The organism is Rothia uropygioeca, assembly GCF_004136585.1.
In the GTDB taxonomy this organism is placed as follows: Bacteria; Actinomycetota; Actinomycetes; order Actinomycetales; family Micrococcaceae; genus Rothia.
In genome coordinates this window covers 345,815-367,066 of the sequence record NZ_NOIR01000003.1, presented here as the reverse complement: position 1 = coordinate 367,066, position 21,252 = coordinate 345,815, and the positions used below count along the sequence as shown (strand labels likewise).

General features: G+C 61.5%; 17 protein-coding genes and 1 riboswitch. Of the genes, 9 read left to right on the top strand and 8 right to left on the bottom strand.

Annotation, left to right across the window (positions count from 1 at the left end; all coding sequences use genetic code 11):
• Nucleotides 1-13: 13 nt before the first annotated feature.
• Both thiS and thiO read right to left on the bottom strand, forming a co-directional pair.
• Nucleotides 14-253, bottom strand: a complete 240-nt coding sequence (gene thiS, locus EWR20_RS09720) for a sulfur carrier protein ThiS (protein ID WP_129360456.1) — start codon at nucleotides 251-253, stop codon at nucleotides 14-16.
• Complete coding sequence (gene thiO, locus EWR20_RS09715; protein WP_129360455.1) at nucleotides 250-1,485, bottom strand: glycine oxidase ThiO; 1,236 nt, start codon at nucleotides 1,483-1,485, stop codon at nucleotides 250-252. Before thiO ends, thiS begins: the two co-directional genes overlap by 4 nt.
• A 174-nt stretch (nucleotides 1,486-1,659) precedes the next feature.
• On the opposite strand from thiO, the gene EWR20_RS09710 reads away from it, so the two are divergent.
• Together EWR20_RS09710 and EWR20_RS09705 are read left to right on the top strand one after the other, a co-directional pair.
• Complete coding sequence (locus tag EWR20_RS09710; RefSeq protein ID WP_129360454.1) at nucleotides 1,660-2,400, top strand: thiamine phosphate synthase; 741 nt, start codon at nucleotides 1,660-1,662, stop codon at nucleotides 2,398-2,400.
• Between the two features lie 69 nt (nucleotides 2,401-2,469).
• Nucleotides 2,470-3,855 (top strand): NAD-dependent succinate-semialdehyde dehydrogenase, encoded by a 1,386-nt coding sequence (locus EWR20_RS09705; RefSeq protein ID WP_129360453.1) that lies wholly within the window; start codon nucleotides 2,470-2,472, stop codon nucleotides 3,853-3,855.
• 131 nt (nucleotides 3,856-3,986) lie between these two features.
• Here EWR20_RS09705 and EWR20_RS09700 read toward each other — a convergent pair whose 3' ends face one another.
• Complete coding sequence (locus EWR20_RS09700) at nucleotides 3,987-5,183, bottom strand: ABC transporter permease (protein ID WP_129360452.1); 1,197 nt, start codon at nucleotides 5,181-5,183, stop codon at nucleotides 3,987-3,989.
• Nucleotides 5,184-5,249: 66 nt separating this feature from the next.
• Here EWR20_RS09700 and EWR20_RS09695 point away from each other — a divergent pair, with 66 nt between their 5' ends.
• A complete protein-coding gene (locus EWR20_RS09695) occupies nucleotides 5,250-5,864 on the top strand; it encodes a TetR/AcrR family transcriptional regulator (RefSeq protein WP_129360451.1) in 615 nt (204 codons plus the stop codon).
• Nucleotides 5,865-5,896: 32 nt separating this feature from the next.
• Here EWR20_RS09695 and metE read toward each other — a convergent pair whose 3' ends face one another.
• Nucleotides 5,897-9,238 (bottom strand): 5-methyltetrahydropteroyltriglutamate--homocysteine S-methyltransferase, encoded by a 3,342-nt coding sequence (gene metE / locus EWR20_RS09690; protein ID WP_129360450.1) that lies wholly within the window; start codon nucleotides 9,236-9,238, stop codon nucleotides 5,897-5,899.
• Nucleotides 9,239-9,359: 121 nt separating this feature from the next.
• A riboswitch (SAM riboswitch) is annotated at nucleotides 9,360-9,472 on the bottom strand.
• Between the two features lie 725 nt (nucleotides 9,473-10,197).
• Between metE and EWR20_RS09685 the strand changes: the two genes are divergently transcribed.
• The 3 genes from EWR20_RS09685 (at nucleotide 10,198) to EWR20_RS09675 (ending at nucleotide 12,882) form a co-directional block, all read left to right on the top strand.
• Complete coding sequence (locus tag EWR20_RS09685; RefSeq protein ID WP_129360449.1) at nucleotides 10,198-10,773, top strand: hypothetical protein; 576 nt, start codon at nucleotides 10,198-10,200, stop codon at nucleotides 10,771-10,773.
• Between the two features lie 477 nt (nucleotides 10,774-11,250).
• The gene (locus tag EWR20_RS09680; protein WP_129360448.1) at nucleotides 11,251-11,868 is read left to right on the top strand and encodes a phosphate transport regulator; all 618 of its coding nucleotides are present in this window, start codon (nucleotides 11,251-11,253) and stop codon (nucleotides 11,866-11,868) included.
• Between the two features lie 3 nt (nucleotides 11,869-11,871).
• Nucleotides 11,872-12,882: an inorganic phosphate transporter gene (locus EWR20_RS09675; RefSeq protein WP_129360447.1), complete on the top strand. Its 1,011-nt coding sequence runs from the start codon at nucleotides 11,872-11,874 to the stop codon at nucleotides 12,880-12,882.
• Between the two features lie 135 nt (nucleotides 12,883-13,017).
• Here EWR20_RS09675 and pstB read toward each other — a convergent pair whose 3' ends face one another.
• The 4 genes from pstB to pstS all read right to left on the bottom strand — a co-directional run bounded on the left by pstB (nucleotide 13,018) and on the right by pstS (nucleotide 17,171).
• Nucleotides 13,018-13,797: a phosphate ABC transporter ATP-binding protein PstB gene (gene pstB / locus EWR20_RS09670; RefSeq protein WP_129360446.1), complete on the bottom strand. Its 780-nt coding sequence runs from the start codon at nucleotides 13,795-13,797 to the stop codon at nucleotides 13,018-13,020.
• Nucleotides 13,798-13,825: 28 nt separating this feature from the next.
• Nucleotides 13,826-14,935 carry a phosphate ABC transporter permease PstA gene (gene pstA / locus EWR20_RS09665; RefSeq protein WP_129360445.1) on the bottom strand — a complete coding sequence of 370 codons (1,110 nt, stop codon included), beginning with the start codon at nucleotides 14,933-14,935 and terminating at the stop codon, nucleotides 13,826-13,828.
• Nucleotides 14,932-15,954 (bottom strand): phosphate ABC transporter permease subunit PstC, encoded by a 1,023-nt coding sequence (gene pstC, locus EWR20_RS09660; protein WP_129360444.1) that lies wholly within the window; start codon nucleotides 15,952-15,954, stop codon nucleotides 14,932-14,934. Before pstC ends, pstA begins: the two co-directional genes overlap by 4 nt.
• A gap of 113 nt (nucleotides 15,955-16,067) precedes the next feature.
• Entirely contained in the window at nucleotides 16,068-17,171 is a 1,104-nt protein-coding gene (gene pstS, locus EWR20_RS09655) for a phosphate ABC transporter substrate-binding protein PstS (RefSeq protein WP_129360443.1), read from the bottom strand.
• Nucleotides 17,172-17,421: 250 nt separating this feature from the next.
• Between pstS and EWR20_RS09650 the strand changes: the two genes are divergently transcribed.
• The 3 genes from EWR20_RS09650 to disA are packed head-to-tail and all read left to right on the top strand — an operon-like array spanning nucleotide 17,422 to nucleotide 21,223.
• Complete coding sequence (locus EWR20_RS09650; RefSeq protein WP_129360442.1) at nucleotides 17,422-18,624, top strand: FUSC family protein; 1,203 nt, start codon at nucleotides 17,422-17,424, stop codon at nucleotides 18,622-18,624.
• Between the two features lie 30 nt (nucleotides 18,625-18,654).
• Complete coding sequence (locus tag EWR20_RS09645; RefSeq protein WP_129360441.1) at nucleotides 18,655-20,106, top strand: DNA repair protein RadA; 1,452 nt, start codon at nucleotides 18,655-18,657, stop codon at nucleotides 20,104-20,106.
• Between the two features lie 46 nt (nucleotides 20,107-20,152).
• Nucleotides 20,153-21,223, top strand: coding sequence for a DNA integrity scanning diadenylate cyclase DisA (gene disA, locus EWR20_RS09640; protein ID WP_129360440.1), 1,071 nt, complete (start codon nucleotides 20,153-20,155; stop codon nucleotides 21,221-21,223).
• The last annotated feature ends 29 nt before the right edge of the window (nucleotides 21,224-21,252 follow it).

Below are 21,252 nucleotides of genomic sequence, written 5' to 3'. Positions count from 1 at the left end.
TCTTTTCTTCCTTCTATCCACCCTGGACGGCGGTGACCAGGTCAATTTCCGTACCGTCCGCGACCACTCGTTCCTGCCACGCGGTCCGGGGCACCACTTGGCCTCCGACGGACAGGGCGACGCCGAGCCGTCCGCCGTCCACGGGACGCCCGTCGGGCTCTAGGTCTCGGTCCAAAAACTTGCCGACCACGTCGACGAGCGTCGCACGATCGTGCAGGGAGACCTCTTCGTCATTGACCTTCACGGTTTTCATGCGGGTATACCTCCTGTGAGGCGCGCTTGCGCCATATCAGTGTGCGCGCCGAAGCGGCCAGGGTCCATGGTTTCGAGCAATCGGGCGTCCGCGTTGCTCAAGGACGCCCCGGTGAGCAGATCGGCGCCGAGCCGTGCGCCGAGCGGAGCGAGCAAAATTCCGTGGCGCGAGTAGCCGGTTGAGACGACGACGCCCGGAGCCCCCGGCACGGGTCCGACGTACGGAATATCGTCCGGAGTCCCTGGACGCGCCCTGGCCATGGCCTCAACGAGTTCCATATCCCTCACGCCCGGCACAACGGTCACGGCGTCCTCGAGCAGCTCCTGCACGCATCCCGCGTTGACTCCGGGCAGGTTGTCTTCCCGTACGCTGGCTCCGATCACCAGCCCGCCATCGGCCCGTGGGACCAGGTAGACCTGTCGTCCCAGGACTGTCGCGCGAATCGTCGCATTCACCACATGCTTTTCTCCCGGTGCGAGTTGCCCTTCGCGGAGCTTCAGCCGAAGAATGTCTCCGTACACCGGCCTCAGGTCCAAGGGCAGACGGTCGAGAACCCCACCGATACGCCCATAATTCACGCCACACGCCACGAGCACCCGATCGACCCGGTGGGGGCCGCTGTCCCCCGCCGTGACGTCGTAGCCTGCTGTTCGGTCCCCCACCGGGTCGATTCTGGAAACGCTTTCCATAATCCATGCGGCGGACGGCCCGGCATGGGCGAATCCGGTGGGATCGAGATCATGGACGAGTGCAGCGCGGAGAGCCTCCAGGAGCAGACGCGGGTCCACCTGCTGATCGGTCGGCGCTTCGAATCCGCCGGCCAAGCGAGGGTTCAGGCCGGGTTCCATATCCAGCAGCCGACTCGCGGAGAGGGACCGGGTCTCCATGCCGTATTCGGTCTGGACCCGAGCATGATCTGCGGCTCGAGCCAAATCGGCGCGGTCTGCCGCAACAAGTAGCGTGCCGTTCTCGAGGTATCCGTGAGGACGATCGGTGACCCGTTCCAGTTGAGCGATGAGCTGCGGATATTCTCGCCGGGCAGCAAGCATGAGTGGGTAAAGGCCTTGCTGCCCGAACTGCACTTCACTGATGGGTGCCAACATGCCCGCTGCGGCCCGTGTCGCACCGTTTCCGGGGTCCGGATCGAAGATCGTCACCCGATGGCCCCGCAATCTCAGGTGCCACGCGGTCTGCATCCCGACGACGCCAGAACCCACTATGCCGATATGCATCGGTTACTCCTCCTCACGACGGCATGACCCGCATCGAGTTCGAATGGTCGGCGGTATTGCCCTCTCAGTCCGGCCAGCCCGGACTCCCACGTGTCTCCAGTCTATGACCTAACTCGCAAGTCCTTTAATGTTGCAAGGGTGACGACTGCCCAGAATGCACCAGACCATACTTCCTTGACCGCCCCCTCCCAAGCTCCCGGGCCCTCCCGCCTTCGCACGGAACGATCCGATCGATTGCGCTGCGCCCGACTTTATCTCTGCACGGATCTGCAGAGATTCATTCTCGGAGGTTCGGAAGCCGACGCTGTCGAAAAGCTTGATACCACACGACTCGAAGAGTTCTACAGGGCAGCTTTTCGCGGTGGTACGGACATCATCCAGGTGCGCGACAAGCAGGTTTCCATTCGAACCGAGCTCGAGGCCCTAGACGTTCTTGTCTCGGTTGCGGGGGAAGAAGGCGGCCTTTCGGCGGCCAACGACCGTGCCGACGTCGCGTTGCTTTCAGGGGTCGACGTATTTCACGTGGGACAAACCGACCTGACCACCGAGCAGGTTCGGCGAGTTCTCGGGGAAGACATCCTTGTCGGTCGCTCTTGTCATGACAAGGCACAGGTTCGTGCCGCGTCCCAAGACTCCGGGGTGGATTACTACTGCACTGGCCCTATCTGGGAGACTCCCACCAAACCCGGGCGGGCGGCAGTGGGACTCGAATTGCCCGAGTTCGCTGCCCACATAGGCCAGAGCCTGGATTCGGCTGCCAAACCGTTCTTCGCGATCGGAGGCGTCAACATCGACACCGCGCCGCTGGTTCGGAACGCCGGGGCCGAGCGGATCGTCGTCGTACGGGCCGTAACCGCCGCCGACGACCCGGAATCCGCGGCTCGGGAGCTCAGGGCCTGCTTCTCGCCTCGGTAATCACGAGAAACATTCCGCCTACGTCGAAACTCACTGGACGCGGCCAGGGAATTTGGTTTGAGTACCTATATGAGTACTTTTGCTGTGACAAATCCGAACACTGGCGAAGTCGAGCAGACTTTTGAGTCCCTCACGGCAGAGGAGATTCCCGGGGTCATCGACACCGCCGATCAGGCCTTCCAGTCCTGGCGGGACACCCCTGTCAGCAAGCGTGGCGAAATTCTGAACAAATTCGCTGACCTCGTCGAGGCTCGCGCCGGAGAGCTGGCCGACATCATTGGCCGAGAAATGGGCAAGCCCAAGAAGCAGGGCGAGTCAGAAGCCCAGAAGGTGGCTTTCACGGCTCGTTGGTTCGCCGAGAACGCCGAAAAATTCCTTGCCGACACACAGTTGCCGGATGCGCAAGGCGCCGACAAGACCTACGTCAAGCATGACCCGTTGGGTGTACTCCTGGGCATCATGCCCTGGAATTTCCCGTACAACCAGATCGCGCGTTTCGCATTGCCCAACATCATGGTCGGCAACGCGATCCTGATGAAGCAGGCAGCCATCTGTCCCAAGTCGTCCCAGACTTTCCAGGACCTTCTCGAAGAGGCAGGACTGCCCAAGGGCGTTTACACGAATATCTACCTGAACAGCAGCGATGCAGAAGAGGTCCTCAAGGATTTCCGCGTCAAGGGCTTCTCCTTGACCGGATCCGAGGAAGCAGGCGCCTCGGTTGCGAAGATCGCAGCGAAGCACCTTAAGCGCTCGGTTCTGGAGCTCGGCGGCAATGACCCGTTCGTCGTGCTGGACACCGATGACGTCAAAGGACTTGCGCAAAAGGCCGTAACCCTCCGGACCGCGAACGCCGGGCAGGTCTGCACCTCGCCCAAGCGTTTCATCGTGGTCGAAGACTACTATGACGACTTCGTGGCGGCCGCCAAGGAAGCAGTCGAGAACGTGACCGTCGGAGCCTTTGACGATCCCGAGACCGATATGGGACCGCTGTCCTCCGAAGGCGCACGCGACGAGGTCGTCGAGCGCATCCAAAAGGCCGCACAAGAGGGTGCGACCTTGCACACCGGAGGCGAGAAGCTGGATCGACCGGGTTGGTTCATGTCCCCGGCGTTGCTGACAGATATCGACCCGAATTCCGATTTGGGATGCAACGAGCTCTTCGGCCCGGCCGTGATGGTTTTCAAGGCCAAGGACGAGGAAGACGCCCTGAGGATCGCGAATGATACGCAGTACGGGCTGATGGCCTCGGTATGGACCACCGATCCCGAACGCGGTCAGAAGTTCGCCGAAAAGATCAATGCCGGCATGACCTTTGTGAACACCCACATGGATTCGAGCCCCGAGTTCCCCTTCGGCGGCATCAACCGCTCTGGCTATGGGCGCGAGAATGCGCAGTGGGCATTGCAGCAGTTCACCAACGAGCGCACCGTTCGTGTGCGGAACCAGCAACTCTAAGAGGCACAGCCAGCTCTTCGTCCCATCGGACGACGAGGGGGCCGGGCACCGTCTGCAAGGGACTAACCCCCGACGACGCGCCTGGCCCCCTCAGTTCTTTATACGGGCGCACCAGGGCCACGTACCGCGAATCAGCCCTGAGCAGGAGCTTCTTCCTGACGGTGCCGGGGCGCCGGCCGATCTGCGCCGTGTTCCTCGGCATCATCGTTAATGCGGTTGTGTTTGAAATGGCCGAAGCTCGTCAATAAGACGCCGAGAACGACCCACGCAATGAGCGTCCACCACTGTTGAGCCATGGGGGCCTCGGGGAAGTAGCTCAGGGACCTCAGCAATGTATTTGAGGCACCCGGCACCAGATACTGACCGATGCGCCCCCACGGTTCCACCATGAACTGCCACGGCACCTGGGCTCCGGAGAGCGGATTGCCGACCAACAGCGTGACGACAGCACCGAGTCCGATGCCCGGCGTACCCAGGACCGCCGTACAGCCCAGGATGAAAGTCGCGGTGGCCATGGCCGACAGGCCGAAGGCGAGCCAGACCAGCCCGAAATTGCCCTGCACGAACCCGAACCACGTGTGCAGAATCAGGGTCAGGCTCAGCCCGGCCAGGGCCCCATAGGCCAATGCCGCGATGAGTCTGCGCCAGACGCCCTTAACAAGGAATGTGACGAGAACACCGCCGATCATTCCGCCGAGAACCAACGGGAATGCCGCCGTGGTGAGGCCAGCGCCGTTCGAGTCGTCGCCCGAAAGGGGAACTACCTCGGTTTCGGCTACCTGAGTCGATGCCGCTTTCTCTTCCAGCTGCTCGGCCTTTTGCGCCTGCTGACCATTCAGCTGGCCACCGGACTTCTCTTTCATCTGGTCGACCTGACCGGTGATCTGGGTACGGATCTGCTGGGTCAGTTGATCAGCGATCCCGCTCATCACCTGCGTTGCGGTCGAGTTGGCGGCCGGTGCGGTGAGAACTTCCGGAGTCTTCGGTTGTTCGGCCAAGATGACGGCACCGTAAGTTTCCCGATGCTTGATCTGATCAACGGCCTGCCTGCGGCTATCGGCAGCCACGAAGTCGAAGGTGTCCCCCGACTTCTCGTTGATTTTGTTCTCGAATTGATCGACGGCTTGCTTCGGGCCTGCGACGCTGACCGGCAGATTGTGGGCGGTCGACGTCTTGCTGGGCCAGGTGAATGCCATGACGAAAATGGTCATCACCACGGCGGCAAGGAGGGACACTCCCACTACCTTGCCCATATGGCTGCCGGTGCGGATTTTCGAGGGGTTTGAGGTGGACTCAGCCTCGGCGTGCTGAGAATCCCGAACGCTCATAACGTCTCCTAAACAGAATGCTTCTTCTACTTGCGGCCAGACTAACAGAACGACTATTCTTTTTCTATGCCGAAGCTATCCGAGTCATCAAAGATCGACAGACGCGAGCGCATTATCGCCGCGGCCCGCCGCTGCTTCCTCAGCAACGGCTTCTCCAACACCTCAATGGCGGACATTGTTGCTGAATCAGGCATGTCTCCTGGTTCGATCTACTCGCACTTCGAGGGAAAAGCCTCGATCATGAGAGGCACCGCAGAGAGCATCTTCCACGCGGCACTGCAGGATTTGATTGCCATGGAAAACGAAAAAGGTTCGACCCCGGCCCCCTCCGACGTCGCCCGACTCGTGGTCAGCACGCTCTTCACCAACGGTTTGGGGCCGCTTCTGATTCAGTTCATCGCCGAATCGACCGTCAACCCGGAGGTCGCGGAGGTCGCGCGAGAAAATATTGCTCGGGCTCGTCAGCTGCTCACAGAAGTTCTCACACCGTGGTCTCGGCAAAGAGTCTCAGAGGGCGCAGACCCGCTGAGCCCCCTGATAGACCCTCCCCGACTCGCGAATATGCTCTTGCTGTTCGTCCACGGTCTCTTGGTCCGCACCGCGGTTGACATCGACGCCGACCTTGAACAACTCGTCGAAGACGCCATTCGTCTCTTCCCCGACAGGGAAAATGCGGCCTGAGGCTGCCTGGCCTCAGGCCGCGTGCCCAATTTCTAGACGGTCACACCCGCGCGTACCCGTCGGGCGGCTTCCACGAGTCTCTTCAACGCGGCCGTGGTTTCCTCATACTGTCTCGTCTTGAGACCGCAGTCTGGGTTGGCCCAGAGCCTGTCGCGAGGGATGACTCGCGCAGCCGCAGACAACAGATCCTCGGTTTCCGTCACAGTGGGAACCCGGGGAGAGTGAATATCCCAGACACCGGGCCCGATGCCACGCTCGAATCCGATGTCCGCCAGAGGATCCAGCAATTCCATCCGCGAGCGCGCCGCTTCGACGCTGGTCACGTCCGCATCCAGCGCGTCGATCGCGGAGAGCACCTCTCCAAATTCGGAATAGCACAGGTGCGTGTGGATCTGGGTTTCGGGCCTCACACCGGACGTGGCCAAGCGGAAGGCCCGTACCGACCACTCGAGATATTCGGCCCGGTCGCGTTCCCGGAGTGGAAGGAGTTCGCGCAATGCGGGTTCGTCAACTTGTACGACGCCTATACCGGCCGCCTCGAGGTCGTTCACCTCGTCGCGCAAAGCGAGAGCCACCTGATTCGCGGTATCCGCCAACGGCTGGTCCTCGCGGACGAAAGACCAGGCCAGGATAGTGACCGGACCCGTCAGCATCCCCTTCACAGGGCGGTCCGTCAGGGACTGCGCGTAGGTGATCCAGGGAACCGTGATGGCTCGACCCCGCACCCCTTCGCCTTGTCGACTGACGTCCCCCCAAAGGATCGAAGGCCGGGTGCAGCGCGAGCCATAGGACTGGACCCAGCCGTATCGGGTTACGTCGAACCCATCCAAGTTCTCCGCGAAGTACTGGACCATGTCGTTGCGCTCGGGTTCCCCGTGCACGAGCACGTCCAGCCCGATCTCCTCCTGAAGAGCAACGACGGCGCGAATTTCTTCCCGCAAGCGCTCGGTGTATTCGGAATCGGAGATGCGCCCGGCTCTGTGGTCCGCACGCACCGCTCGGATCTCCGGGGTCTGCGGGAAAGAACCGATCGTCGTCGTGGGCAGTTCCGGAAGGCTCGCCGAAATGCCCTGCAGAGCCTGTTCACGGCGCCTCTCCTCCGCGGACTCACGATGACCATCGGATTCGGTCAGCAGGTCAGCCCGTTCTCGAATCCGTGCGTCCCTGGTCCCGCGGGCCTCTGTCCTATGACGAATCGCCCCGTCGGACTCGTCGAGGAAATTCGCGATCGCCTCGGGTCCGTCCGCCAGCCCTCGGGCCAGGATGCAAACCTCCTCGACTTTCTGGTCCGCGAACGCGAGCCAGGTGCGAGGTTCGTCCCCGAGCTGGTCCTCGAGAGCGGCGTCGTGCGGTACATGGATGAGCGATGTCGAAGTACTGACCGCCACATTCGCCCCGGCCTCGTGGAGCTCCTCGAGTCGAGCCAGGGCCGTACGCAGATCCGTTCGCCAGATGTTCTGTCCGTTCACGATGCCGGCCACCAGTACCGGGGCTTCGGTGCCGGTAAAGAGGGACAGCTGATCCGGATCGAGTCGCCGGATCTGCCCGTTCGCAGGGCCGGAGACCAGGTCCACGTGAACGGCATCGACGCCAGCCGCCACCAGGGGCTCGAGAAGATTCTCGGCGTCACCGTAGGCGGTCGTAACCAGGACCAAGGGATCACCAGCTGCGCGATCGGCGCTCAAGCGCTCATAGGTTCGCCGGACGATCTCGGCCAGTTCCGGATTCTGATTCTCGGCGACGAGGGCCGGTTCTTCGAGCTGAACCCATTCGGCACCGGCATTGCCCAGCGCCGAGATGAGCTCTCGATATACCTCCACGAGTTCCTCGATCCGATTCAGAGGTTCGAATCCAACGGGCGCGGTGTCCTCGGCCTTGGACAGAAGCAAGAACGAAATCGGGCCGAGGATGGCAGGGCGCATCGGGGCGTCGTCGTTCGGCGAAAAGGCACCGGCCTGCAACTGGCCGACGATCTCCTGCGGATTTGCGGTGAAAGGAGTCCGAGGGCCGATCTCGGGCACCAAGTAGTGGTAATTCGTATTGAACCACTTGGTCATTTCGAGTGGGCCACGGGCGTCATCTCCTCGGGCCAGGACGAAGGAGGCGTCCCGGTTCAGGTGATGGTCACGGTTCGCAAGATCCGCAAACCGAGTAGGCACGGCCCCTGTCGCCAGAATCGCGTCCAGCACCTGGTCATAGAGGGCGAACGAAGCCGGGATCGAGGAGGAAGCCTTCAAGCCCAGTTCCCGCAGGCGGCCTACGGTTAGGTGTCGAATTCCGGTCACGGACGACGACAGGTCCTCGATATCGCCTTGCCCGCTCCAGTACGCTTCCAGGGCGCGCTTGACCTCGCGATTCGGTCCGATGCGCGGATAGCCGAGGATGGTTGCCGGGGGAAAAGCCCTGTCCTTGGGTGAGGTGCTGTGGAGGACGTTGTTAGGGTTCGTCACGATGATCTCCTGATCGTTGAGAGGCGAGATGGGTTGATTCGAAGGGGCAGTATTGCCGCGCAGACCGAGTCGATCCACGAGTTCGAGCGCCGCCTGGTGTTCGTTGAAGGTATAGATGTGCAGTCCTGGGGCCCCTGCGGCAAGGGCCTGGCGAGCGAAGTCCTCCGCCGAGTCCACTCCGACGGCCAGGCGTTCTGCGAACGTCTCGGCGGTTTCGAGCCTGTGTGCGAGACCTGCATTCGGCTCGATCCCTGCGAGTCCGCACACCCGCAGATACCTCCGCAGGCTTGTCACGGGCAGAATTCCGGGGATCAGAGGCAATTCGACGGCATTGGCGCGGGCCCGCTCGGCGAGACGAGCGTAATCGGAAGGGTCCGGATAGACCTGAGTGATGGCGAAATCCGCTCCCGCCCGTTGCTTGGCCAGCAGGACCTCGGTGTCGTGGTGGATGCTCGAGGATTCTGGGTGACGGACCGGATAGGCCGCCACGCCCACGGCCAGACGTCCGGCACACAATTTGGCCGATCCCCTCGACTCGACGCCACGGATCAGTTCCACCAGGTGTCGAGCGAAGGGAAGTTCGCCCTGCTTGAGGGCGTAGTTCTCAGGTCGATCGCCCCTCAGAGCCAGGAGGCCGCGCACGCCAAGCCGGATGATCTCATCGACCAGTTCTTCGAGCTCGGAAGCTATCTGTCCGGTCGAGACGATGTGGGCCAATGGTTTCAGCTCCGTTTCCTCGACGAGGTGTCGTAGCAAGTCCAGGCTTTGGCGCCTCCTCTCGCCATCCACGGCGGCGGTCACGGAAACGTAATCAGGGCGAGTGGGTTCGATCTCGGCGATAGTGGTTTCCAATGCCTGTCGGCTCATCCTGCTGCGAGGCGGATAGAGCTCGAAGGACAACGCTGGCCTGTCATCAGGGTTCACGCCGGGTCTCCTTTCGGTACACCCGACGGAGAGCGGAGCCTCCTCGTCCGCCGACGCAACCGACCCGGTCCAGTGGGACCGTGCCGGAGTTGCGCCGACGACGTCCGGAGACGGCCGATACACTCCATCGGTCCTGGCGGGAGCACCTTTCCTCGGGACCGAGATGTTCGGGTTTCCGTGAGGAGGTTGCTGCGGCGTCGACGAGCCAGGTCTCTCGGCCGCTCTGGATAGATACGCAAGTATTCAATCCGCCTCAGCGCAGGCCCGCAAGAGATGAGAGAGTTTGACGCCGCATTTCGCGCATTGAGCGCACCCACACGCTTGACGCAACGTCGACGTCATATGACGTGGCCGCAATGAATCGTGACATCGAAGTTCATGAAAGCGGCCGACCCCGCCATCCGGTATGGGCGGGAGAAGCCGGAGTCGGAACGTTGTCAGACGGAACGAGCGTTCACGAATGACTGTTCCCGGCCGTGAAACTTTGATCGTTCACGGTCTTGTCGACAGTTCGTATCGCTTGTGTTCTTTTCGATTTCCCCTGCCGGACCGGATACTTCTCCAGGTATTCGAGAACGGTCGTTCGCGACAACAAGCTATTGCACAATATTTGATACAAGGATTCACTATTGCGCCAAGACCATTGGTGTCCTGTTCCAAGAAGCGGACCGATGTGGCCGGGGTAGAGGTCGCACATAGCGCGGAAGCCCCCTCCCGTCGGGGCGTCATCAGGACGACGTGGCCCGATATACCGAGTGGGATTTTCTCCGCGGTTGGAGCATGCAAGATACCTAGAAGAAAAATGCAGTAATCTCTCGACCGTTTTTGGTTTTGTCGGATACGAATTGTTAAAGCCCAATGCCTTCGGTATTATCCCGAACTTGAGTCACCCTATTGTGGTGAACGACAAATTCATGTTTGGATAGTGACGTCAGATCAAACACCCGCGAGAGGAAATAATGACCGAGAACCACGACTCCCCGGCAGGCAACCAGCCTCCTCAGTACGGCGGCTCCCCCGAGGGCGGCCAGCCGCGGTACCAGGGTGGAGACACGGGTTACGGACAGGGAAACGGACCCGTTCAAAACCAGAGCGGGGCACTTGTCGCCCCCAAGCCCGTCAAGACGGGGGCGCTCTTGGTGTACATCTCTGCTGCCATAACCATCATCGGTTTGATCATTTCCCCATTCGTTCTCATGGGCAGCGCCGAATACAAGCAGCTTCAGGACCAAGGCCAGTCCGGTCTCGTCTGGGGCGGCTTGATTTTCGGCGCCGTCATCTCTGTGGCCATCGTGGTGCTTCAGGTTCTCGCCGCACGAGCCGCGACCAAGGGCAAGAACTGGGGACGAATCACCCTGTTGGTCCTCGCCATTCTGAGCCTTCTCTCGCTCTTGGTCTCCCTCGGTAGCGGCTCCGGAATCACCGGTTCAGTCGGAACCATCTTGTTGATCATCGGCACCATCATGATGTGGGCAGGACAAGGCGGACGTTGGTTCAAAGACATCAAACAGAACCGCAATGAGATGATGCGCTAGCCTCATCGCCTGAACACCGTGGCATCCCCCGGTTTTTTGGGGTGCTGGGTCGGATTCACCATGAGTCCGGCCCAGCCTTCTTCAGAGGTACCTCTTTGACAGGTTCTCGGGAAAAGGACCACACTGGATACAAGGCACTGGGCCGCAGGTTGCCCCGGGCTCCATTATTTAGCCGCTTCGAGCGGCCTTCCGCCGAGAGGCGCACCCGGTCCAGTGCCCCTAATCTTCACCTGCGTGCCCCCGCTCCAGCGGGGGCTTTTGCGTTCGCGAGACTGGCCCCTCGACGAATCGCCCAAAACGCGCCGGTTGCTTCCCCGACCCGGTGCCACAATGACGGATCGGATCCGGGCGAGAGCAGTATCACGGCACCGACCGGGGCCCACTGCATCATGGCCTTGTGAACCTTCCATGACAGTCCTGTTAACCAAGGACGGTTATCTTAGGAACGATCACCACCACCACCTTGGAAGGCAGAGCGTGGCAATTCGCTTATTTCCTCAGGAGAACAAGGCCCTCGAGCTGCTCGCGGACATGGCACAGCTTGTCGTTGATTCCACTTCCGCGGCCTCACGCATGATGGGGTCACCTCTCACGGATCACGACGAGGTCTTCGAACAGGCTCTGGAGATTGAGGGACGATCCACCGATTCGTTCTTCGCGCTGATGACCACCGTACGAAGCGCCTTCGTACTCCCTCTCCCCCGCGCGGACCTATACCTGCTGGGCCAACGCCTCAACCAGGCGACCGAATCCCTAACCTCGGCCTCGCATATCATCAAGATCCACAGCCTGGATCGATTTTCCAAGCGCGCCTCCGACCTCCTGGACCTTCTCCAGCGCCAAGCTTCCCTGACCGCCGAGGCCATGCGGCATCTCTCGGACCTTGAGGGCCTCGACGAATACTGGGTCGAGGTCCTTCGCATGTCCAAGCAGTCCATTCGGACCACGAACCTCTACCAAGCTGACATGATGGACCGGCTCAAGCCAGCGGCCTACCTCAAGGAGTCGCAGTTCACCGCCCAACTTCAGGCAGCTTCCCTGAGCGTGCGCGAAGTGGCCACCGACGTCGGACGAATCCTCGTCCAGGAGTCGTAACCGGTGGAGTACTTCCTCTTCGCCCTGTGTGGGTTGTTTCTTCTGGGCTACACCGTCATCGGTTGTTTCCATGACGCTTCCAACGCCGTAGCAGTGCCCGTCGGAGCCCGTGCCCTCACCCCCAAGGTTGCGCTGATCGTCTGCGCGTTCTTCAACGTGGTGGGCTTGCTCATCGGCTCGCTGACTTTGTCACTGACTTCGGATCACTGGCTCACGATCCCGCACGACGACATCGGCCTTGCCGTCCTGACCTCGTCATTGCTCACGGTGATCCTGTGGGAGATCTTCACCTGGTGGCGCAGGTCACCGTCCTCGTCGACCAATGCCCTGATCGGCGGGGTATTCGGCGCGCTGTGGGCCACCCAGCAGGTAGGGCTGGGCGATCATCTTGACCTCGGAGTCAAGATGGTGGGCGACGTCGTCCTTCCCCTCATCCTTGCCCCTTTGGCCGCCTTCGGGATCGCCTGGGTGGCTGTCATCCCGTTGGTGCATTTGCTCCAGCACACGAGCCCGGGAAGAATTCACCGACGCTCTCGCTACGTTCTTTCACTCAGCACATCCGTCATATCCCTCGGGCACGGGATCTACTTCGGGCATCGTAGCCTCGTGATCGGCGCTTTGATGTGGATGTCGATCGGGCACAGCATCACGTCGACCCAAACCGCTTGGATGTGCACACTTATCGGCGTCATGATGGTCATCGGAACTTTGATGGGCAGCTGGCGTATCGGACACACTATCTCGGACCGTCTGGTCACGATCGACCCATTCCGCGGTGCAGTGGCTCAGGCCGTAACCAGTCTCCTGGTTTTCGGTACGGGGGCAGTGGCCAAAGACCCGTTCTCCTCGTCCCACCTCGCGGCGTCTGCCGTTCTGGGCGCAGGCTCCAACCAGCGCTTCCATGCGGTGCGTGCCCATACGGCCGCCCGCCTGGTCCTGACCTGGATCGTCACCGTGCCGGTCACGGTCATCGTCTCGGCCATCTTTTTCCTCGCGCTGTCTCCTTTGTTGTAATTCCACGATCTGGTAGCCGCTCTTGGGCCGCCGTGAGGAAGTTTTAAAAGGCCGTACGGACTTTTCGAGCAGGCGTTGACCTGCCGAAAAGTCCGTACGAGGCCCAACGGCCGTCGTCGACCGACGGAGGAGACCTCAGCCGAAACGACCCGAGACGTAGTCCTCGGTCGCCTTGTTCTGAGGCTTGTTGAAGATTTCCTGGGTGGGCGCATACTCGATCAATTTGCCGGGCTTGCCCGTACCCGCAATATTGAAGAAAGCCGTCTTGTCGGAAACGCGAGCGGCCTGCTGCATATTGTGAGTCACGATGACAACGGTGTAATCCTCCTTGAGCTCGTTGATGAGGTCTTCAACGGCCAGAGTGGAAATGGGATCAAGCGCCGAACACGGCTCATCCATGAGGATCACGTCCGGGCGGACCGCGATACTGCGCGCGATGCACAGGCGTTGCTGCTGTCCACCCGAGAGGCCGGAACCTGGCTTGTCCAGGCGGTCTTTGACCTCTTCCCACAGGTTGGCGCTCCGCAGCGAGGATTCGACCAGCGTCTGAGCGTCCGAGCGGGAGATGCGCCGTGAATTCAATTTGACGCCGGCCAGCACGTTGTCGCGGATGGACATCGTGGGGAACGGGTTGGGCCGCTGGAACACCATGCCCACCTGGGAACGGACCCGGACGGGGTCCACGCCTTTCCCGTACAGGTTCTCGCCGTCGAGGTTGACCTTGCCCTCGACGTAGGCGCCAGGGATGACCTCGTGCATACGGTTCAGGGTGCGAAGGAAAGTCGACTTGCCGCACCCGGACGGCCCGATGAACGCGGTCACCGAGCGGGGCTCGATCTCCATGGTGATATCGTCCACCGCCAGGAAATCACCGTAATAGACGTTGAGGTGTTCGACGTCGATGCGCTTGGACATTTATTTCCTTTACTTCGGTTCGCCGGACTCAGCGACCGGTCTTGGGGGCAAAGAGCTTGGAGATCAGACGGGCGATGAGATTCAGCGCCATCACCAGGATGATCAGGATGAGGGCCGAAGCCCAGGCACGACCTTCGGAAACCTGCGGGTTCGTCGGCGACGTCGGGTTCATGATCTGGTAGTAGATGAACGTCGGTAACGTGGTCATCCATCCGCTGAAGGCGTTGAAATTGATGCTCGAGACGAAGCCGGCCGTCACGAGAATCGGCGCAGTCTCACCGATCACGCGGGCAATGGCCAGGGTAACGCCCGAGGATATACCGGAGATCGCCGTCGGAATGACGACCTTGGTAATGGTGCGCCATTTGCGCACCCCCAATGCATACGAGGCCTCACGCAATTCGTTCGGAACAATCTTGAGCATTTCCTCCGTATTGCGCACTACCGTCGGGATCATGAGCACCGACAATGCGACGGACGCGATGAATCCGAATCTGGCCGAGGGGTCCCCTAGAACCTGGACGAAGAGTGCCACGGCGAAGAGGCCCGCAACGATCGATGGAATTCCGGTCATGACGTCCACGAGGAACGTGATGATGCGCCCCATCCACCGGAATGCTGCGTTGCTGCCACTGTACTCGGTCAGGAACACCGCGGTGAGCAGGCCGATCGGGACCGACATCAATGTTGCCCAGAAAGTGATGATCACGGTTCCGGCGATCGCGTGGTAGGCGCCGCCGTAGACCGGACCACCATTGGCGGCCTCATTGTCGGTGACGCCGCTGACGCCGTTCATCGAGGTGCCCAGGAGATTCCCGGACAGCCCAGGAACCCCGCGGCTGAGCACGACCCAGATCACCGAGATCAGGGGGATCAAGGCCAGCAGGAACGCGCCGTAGATCAGATAGCGGGCGAATGCGTCCTGGCCTTTGCGACGACCTTCGATGATCCCGACGACGAGTGGCCCGGCAATCACGAAAATGATCGCGGCGAAGACTACCCACAAGGCAATACTGAAACCAACCAGGGCCGAAAGCGCGGCACCTACGATCAGGGCACTCATGCCGATGACTGCGGGAAGCCATCGGGGGGACTGTCCGCTGGTGAGTTTGGATGCGGTGGTCGCTGTCGTGCTCATGAGTTGGCTCCCGAGAATTCCTTGTATCGGCTGATCACCAAGCGCGCGAGGAGATTGACCACCAGGGTGATCACAAACAGAACCAAGCCCGCTGCAATGAGCTCGTTGAGGCGCAAGCCGTAGGCCTCAGGAAAGTTCAACGCGATCTCGGAAGCCACTGTCTGGTTTCCGGACTGGATCAGGGAAGGATTGAACGGTCCGCCGGAAAGGACCAGAGTCACGGCCATTGTCTCGCCCATGGCCCGGCCGAGAGCCAACATGACCGAAGAGATGATGCCGGCTCGCGCGAACGGAAACACGGTCATCCGGACCATTTCCCATTTGGTTGCCCCCAGCCCGAGCGCTGCTTCTTGTTGCAGCACCGGGGTCTGAGCAAAGATTTCGCGGCACATCGAGGTAATGATCGGCAGAATCATGATCGCCAGCACGATTCCGGCCGTGAGGATGGTCTTTCCGGTCGCGGTCGCCGGTCCTTCGAAAATCGGAAGGAATCCGAGGATGCTCGACAACCAGTCGTAGAACGGAACGATCTTGGGTGCCAGGACCGAAGCACCCCACGCACCGAAAATGATCGATGGGATAGCCGCCAGAAGATCAATCACATAGCCCACACCCTTGGCGAGCCGCGGCGGAGCATAGTGAGAAATGTACAGGGCGACGCCGATGCCAACTGGGGTCGCCAGGACCAACGCGATCACCGAGGCAATCAGGGTCCCGAGCACGAGCGGCCAGATGTAGGCCAGGAAGCCCTGCCCGCCGGTCACTTCGCTGGACGCCGCGCTGAAAATCGGCGAGGCCTGCCAGGTCAGGAAGAAAGCTACGGCCGCCAGCACCACGAGGATGATGCCTCCGGCGATGAGCGTGATGCTCGCGAAGACCTTGTCCTGGGCCGGGCTGCCCTTGGCACCGGCCACGGGAACGGGCCGATTCTGCCGAGGACTATTGCCCTCGTCCCCGTGTTCCCCACCGGGCTCGGCTGAGGTTCCGGGGGCGGGAACCGTCGAAGAAGAGTGAGACATGAATCCTCAAAAACTCTCTGCTGGTTACTGTTGGTCGTTGCGCGAGATTCCCGCCAAGGCTACCTGCGCCTTGGCGGGAATCTCACCTGGCCGCAGGTCTTGCGGCGGTAGGGCTACTTGGTCTTGATCGATTCGATAGCCTTCTTGGCGTCTTCTCGCATGCTCTCAGGAAGAACGGCAGACTTCGCAGCGCTGGCTGCCGATTTCTGCCCGTCCTCGCTCACAACGTAATTCTCGAATGCTTTGACCAGGTCAACGGTCTTCTGATCCGAGTAACCGGAGCATAGGACGTGGTAGGAGACCAAGACGATAGGGTAGGAGCCGTCATTCGGCGTACGATTCAGCTCGAGCGACATATCGTGCTGACCGCGTCCCTCAACCTTCTTGGACTGCTCGACGGCCTTGGCCGCGGAATCGGCCGAGACCTCGACGTAGTCGTCGCCGTCCTTAACCTTGGCGGTCGAAAGATCGCCCACGGCCGACTCATCGGCGTACGTTATCGCCCCGTCGGTGCTCTGAGTGGTCGAGATGACCCCGGAGGTTCCCTTGTTGGCTTCCCCCTTGAACTGACTGGGCCAGTCACCCGAAGGTTCCTGCCCCCAGGCGCCCTCTGCAGCCTTGGACAGGTACTCGGTAAAGTTCTCGGTCGTACCCGAATTGTCCGAGCGGTGGACGACGGTGATCGGGGTGGACGGGAGGTCTGCGTCCTGGTTCTGCTTCTTGATGGCGTCGTCGTTCCAATTCTTGATCTCGCCCTTGAAGATCTTGGCGATCGTCGCGGGGTCGAGGTTCAAGGAGTCGACGCCCTTGACGTTGAAGGCGACGGCAATCGGGGACACATAGACCGGGATGTCGATGGCTCCGTCGGGACCGCACTGGTCCTTGGCCTGGCTGTACTCGTCATCGGACAGGTGAGCATCCGAGCCGGCGAAGTTGGCACCGCCCGAGAGGAAGGCCTTGCGACCGGCTCCCGATCCATCCGGGGAATACTGCACGTTGGCGCCTGAATTCTGGCTCTGGAAATCGGTCTGCCACTGGGTCATGGCCGCCTGCTGGGCGGAGGACCCCACCCCAGACAGGGTGCCGTTGACATCGGGCCCTGCCGAAGACGAGGCGGTTCCCGCCTCACCCGTGGCGTTGTCGGAGCCGCAAGCGGTCAATGCGATAGCGCCTGCCGCTGCGATGGCTGCGAAACGCCCCATGCGAGAGATCTTCACAAAAAGTACCCCTTCAAGTGTCGTCAACCGTCGCCCGCGGGATTTTTCGCGCGGATCGGAACGGTCCGGTGATGTGATGCGGTCGGACGATAGCTCGACCGAATGGCAAGGAACCCGAGCGGAGAGGAATCCGTCCTGCCCCCCTACCTCTGGCACGTTACGGAGGGCAGGTATCCGGATGCCCGGGGTAGAGTGAACGGCGGGTTAATTTTGAAGTTAGGCCGTGACAACGACGAACTATGATGGCTCCATGAGTCGATTCAAGGTCAGGGAGAGGGCACGGTCCTCGAGACGCGAGATCGTCTCACGGGCTCGGCTCGGCCTCTCCAGGGTTCGGAGCGGACTGTTCCAATCCATTCAGATCACGGTCGCCGCGGTCGATGCGTACTTCATCGCTGAAGTCCTGTTCCAGCACCATCAGCCTCTGTTCGCCGCGACGGCCGCGATCGTCTCCTTGGGTTATGTCCGCGGTGGCAATCACATGCGTCGGATCATGGAAGTGGCCATCGGGTGCACCCTCGGCATCGCGGTGGGCGATTCGCTGATGTACTTCCTGGGGCGGGGCCCTCTCCAGGCCTCGCTCGTTTTGTTGTTCTCCCTGCTGCTGGCACGATTCCTGGACAACGGGACTATCTTCTCGACCCAGATGGGTCTCCAAGCGGTGCTCGTGGTTCTGTTGCCTCCCGCGATCGACGGGCCCTTTGCCCGGAGCCTCGACGCCGTCGTCGGTGGTTTGTGCGCCCTGGTGATCATGGTCTTGGTGCCGCAGGATCCACGGCGTCAGCCGAAGGACGAGATCTTGCATGTCGCCCGCGAATTCTCACGGGTACTGCGCGAGGCATCCGAGGCAATCGGGGATTACGATGCCACTCGGGCCTGGCACGCCCTGAGTCGCGCACGAAAGACCCAGCCGCTTCTCGACCAGGTCGAGAGCTCGCTCAAGACCAGCAAGTCCATGGCGAGGGTTGCGCTCACGCGACGCCAAGCGATGGAAGACATACGCTTTTACGAGCAGGCTCTCCACGGTTTCGATTACGCGATTCGAAATGCTCGTGTTCTCGTGCGGAGAATCGCCAACGTCATCAATACCGTTCAATTGCGGGACGAGGCGATTTCCTCGCTGAGAGACGTTCTGCTCGAGCTCTCCGAGGCAGTGGACCTTCTGGGCTTGGCACTCAAGGCGGACACCGAGGATGCCCGCAACGTCATGCGCCGTCGTGCCCGCATCGACCTGAGCTCGACGGCTGCGAAGCTCGACCCCCAATCCCTGGGCGTCAGGACATATCAGGGCGAGGCTCTCGTCATGATCATCCGCCCGCTGACAACTGATCTCTTGGTGATGACGGGGATGGACGAGAAGTCCGCCGGCAAAGTGCTCGTGACGATACGCCAGGAGCTCACGGAGGCCATCGACGTGATAGATCCGCGAGACATCGAGGATCAGGACTCTTAAGTTGTCAGTCAGCCCCCGTAGTCTTTTCCTATGAGCACCGCACGTAAGACAACCCGGAACACCAACGCCTATCGTTGCCGCGAATGCGGCTGGACCACGGCCAAGTGGGTCGGTCGCTGCGGCGAGTGCCAGCAGTGGGGGACCATCGAAGAATCGGGCGGCCCCACGGTCGCCCGGACCAGTGCCGCTCGTTCGGTCGAGACGCCGGCCCGTCCCATCGGCGAGGTAGATGCCTCCGTCGCCCAGTTCTCCAGCACTGGGATTCAAGAGTTCGACCGCGTCCTGGGCGGCGGCTTGGTCCCTGGTGCCGTGATCCTCATGGCCGGTGAACCCGGAGTGGGCAAGTCGACCCTCCTCCTGGACGTCGCGGCGACTTTCGCCCGAGGACGTCCTACGCACCGCGATGCTCAAGAGTCGGCGGGGCGATCTGATGCCCCGGACGGAGGCTCCGAGCCTCACGAGGTCCTGTACGTGACCGGCGAGGAATCCGCAGCGCAGGTCAAGCTCCGCGCGGACCGCATCAATGCTGTCGCCGATACATTGTTCTTGGCCGCGGAGACGGATCTGGGTTCGGCCCTGGCCCACATGGACAAGGTTTCCCCCAGCCTGCTCGTCGTGGACTCCGTCCAGACATTGGCCAGTGCGGACGTCGAAGGATCGGCGGGCGGTGTCACGCAGGTCCGCGAAGTCGCCGCGTCGATCATCGCCGAAGCTAAAAAGCGCAATATGACAACGCTGTTGGTGGGACACGTGACCAAGGAGGGGACCATCGCGGGGCCGCGTTTGCTCGAGCACCTGGTGGACGTGGTCTGCCAATTCGAGGGAGACAAGAACTCACGGATCCGAATGCTCCGTGCAGTCAAAAACCGCTTCGGGCCCACGGACGAGGTCGGTTGTTTCGACCTGCTCGAGGACGGGATCGAAGGCGTCTCGGATCCATCCGGTTTGTTCGTTTCCCGTACCGCTCACCCGGTCGCGGGTACCTGCCTGACGGTCACCATGGAAGGACGCCGCCCTCTGCTGGCCGAGGTCCAGGCCCTGCTCGACGAATCCTCAACAGCCCAGCCGCGGAGGGCAACTGCCGGACTCGATTCCGCACGCACCGCGATGCTTCTCGCCGTGCTTCAGCGCCGGGCCGGATTCAACGTCGGCAAACTGGACTGTTACCTTTCAACCGTCGGAGGGGTCAGACTCAACGAACCCGCCGCGGACTTAGCCACGGTGATGGCACTGGCCTCGGCGGCAGAAGACAAACCGCTTCCCCGCAAACTCGTGGTCTTCGGCGAAGTCGGGCTAGCTGGTGAGGTCCGGGCGGTACCCGGAATCCGGCAGCGCATCAATGAGGTAGCCCGACTCGGGTTCACGCATGTCATGGTCCCGGCCTCACCCGCCGGTGTCGGCGATGTCCCCGAGGGCGTGCACGTCAAGGAAGTCGCTTCCGTGGTTGATGCCGTCGACACTCTCTTTCCGGGCCGTTCCTGATGGCGCGGCGAGCCACATCGTTGTGACCACGCGTTAGGCTAGATTCGTGGCTTCACCCCGTAACAAACAGCTCAAAAAGACGTTGGCGCTCCTGGCTCCCGGAACTCAACTCCGGGACGGCCTCGACCGGATCCTTCAAGGACGAACCGGTGCACTGATCGTGTTGGGGAAGGATCGCACCGTCGAGGCCATCAGTAGCGGCGGGTTCACCATCGACACGGAGTTCACCGGCACCCGACTCCGCGAACTTGCCAAAATGGATGGCGCGATCGTGTGCGACCGAGAAGTCGGCACCATCTACCACGCTGGTGTACAGCTGATGCCGGATCCCACGATCAGCACCGAGGAGTCCGGAACGCGCCACCGCACGGCGGAACGGGTGGCCAAACAAACAGGGTTCCCGGTCATATCGGTCTCGAAATCCATGGGGGTCATCACCATCTATACGGATGGTCAGAGATACCCCCTGGAAGGCGCTCAAGAAATCATGGGGCGAGCGAACCAGGCCATTCAGACCCTTGAGCGATACACGATGCGCCTCGAGGAGGAGCTCAGAAACCTCTCCGCGTTGGAAATCCAATCCGATGTCACGGTGCGGAACGTGGCCCTGGCCTTGCAGCGCCTGGAACTGGTCCGCAGAATTTCCGAAGAAATCGGGGACAGCGTCGTCGAGCTGGGCGCCGAGGGCCGCATGATCGCCATGCAGCTAGAAGAGCTCGTCCTGAACCAGCCCACCGCGGAACTCGTCTTCCGCGATCACCTGCCGTCAGGCCAAGACACCGCTGTGATCGAAAGGGCCCAAGAGAGCCTCTCGGATCTTTCCCCCGTTGAGTTGGCGGATCCCGTCGCCATCGCACGGGCCGTTGGCCTCCCGGGTGGCGGAGACCTCGACTACACGCTGCATCCACGCGGTTACCGCCTGCTCAGCGGAGTCAAATCCATTCCGCGGTCGGTCTCCGAAAGACTCGTGGATCGGTTCGAGGGCCTGCAATCGCTCATGGCCGCCAATCTGGACGACCTTCGTGGCGTCGAGGGCATCGGAGAGTATCGCGCCAGAAGCATCCGTGAATCACTGGCCCGGATGGCGGAAACCAGCCTCCTCGACCGCTTCATGTAACGGTGACTGGGTACGGCGGTAGCACGACC

Bases quoted from the DNA above. Each gene is read 5' to 3' on its own strand.
- thiS (WP_129360456.1), bottom strand. From the start codon at position 253: ATGAAAACCGTGAAGGTCAATGACGAAGAGGTCTCCCTGCACGATCGT.
- thiO (WP_129360455.1), bottom strand. From the start codon at position 1,485: ATGCATATCGGCATAGTGGGTTCTGGCGTCGTCGGGATGCAGACCGCG.
- EWR20_RS09705 (WP_129360453.1), top strand. From the start codon at position 2,470: ATGAGTACTTTTGCTGTGACAAATCCGAACACTGGCGAAGTCGAGCAG.
- EWR20_RS09700 (WP_129360452.1), bottom strand. From the start codon at position 5,183: ATGAGCGTTCGGGATTCTCAGCACGCCGAGGCTGAGTCCACCTCAAAC.
- EWR20_RS09695 (WP_129360451.1), top strand. From the start codon at position 5,250: ATGCCGAAGCTATCCGAGTCATCAAAGATCGACAGACGCGAGCGCATT.
- EWR20_RS09685 (WP_129360449.1), top strand. From the start codon at position 10,198: ATGACCGAGAACCACGACTCCCCGGCAGGCAACCAGCCTCCTCAGTAC.
- pstB (WP_129360446.1), bottom strand. From the start codon at position 13,797: ATGTCCAAGCGCATCGACGTCGAACACCTCAACGTCTATTACGGTGAT.
- pstA (WP_129360445.1), bottom strand. From the start codon at position 14,935: ATGAGCACGACAGCGACCACCGCATCCAAACTCACCAGCGGACAGTCC.
- pstC (WP_129360444.1), bottom strand. From the start codon at position 15,954: ATGTCTCACTCTTCTTCGACGGTTCCCGCCCCCGGAACCTCAGCCGAG.
- EWR20_RS09650 (WP_129360442.1), top strand. From the start codon at position 17,422: ATGAGTCGATTCAAGGTCAGGGAGAGGGCACGGTCCTCGAGACGCGAG.
- EWR20_RS09645 (WP_129360441.1), top strand. From the start codon at position 18,655: ATGAGCACCGCACGTAAGACAACCCGGAACACCAACGCCTATCGTTGC.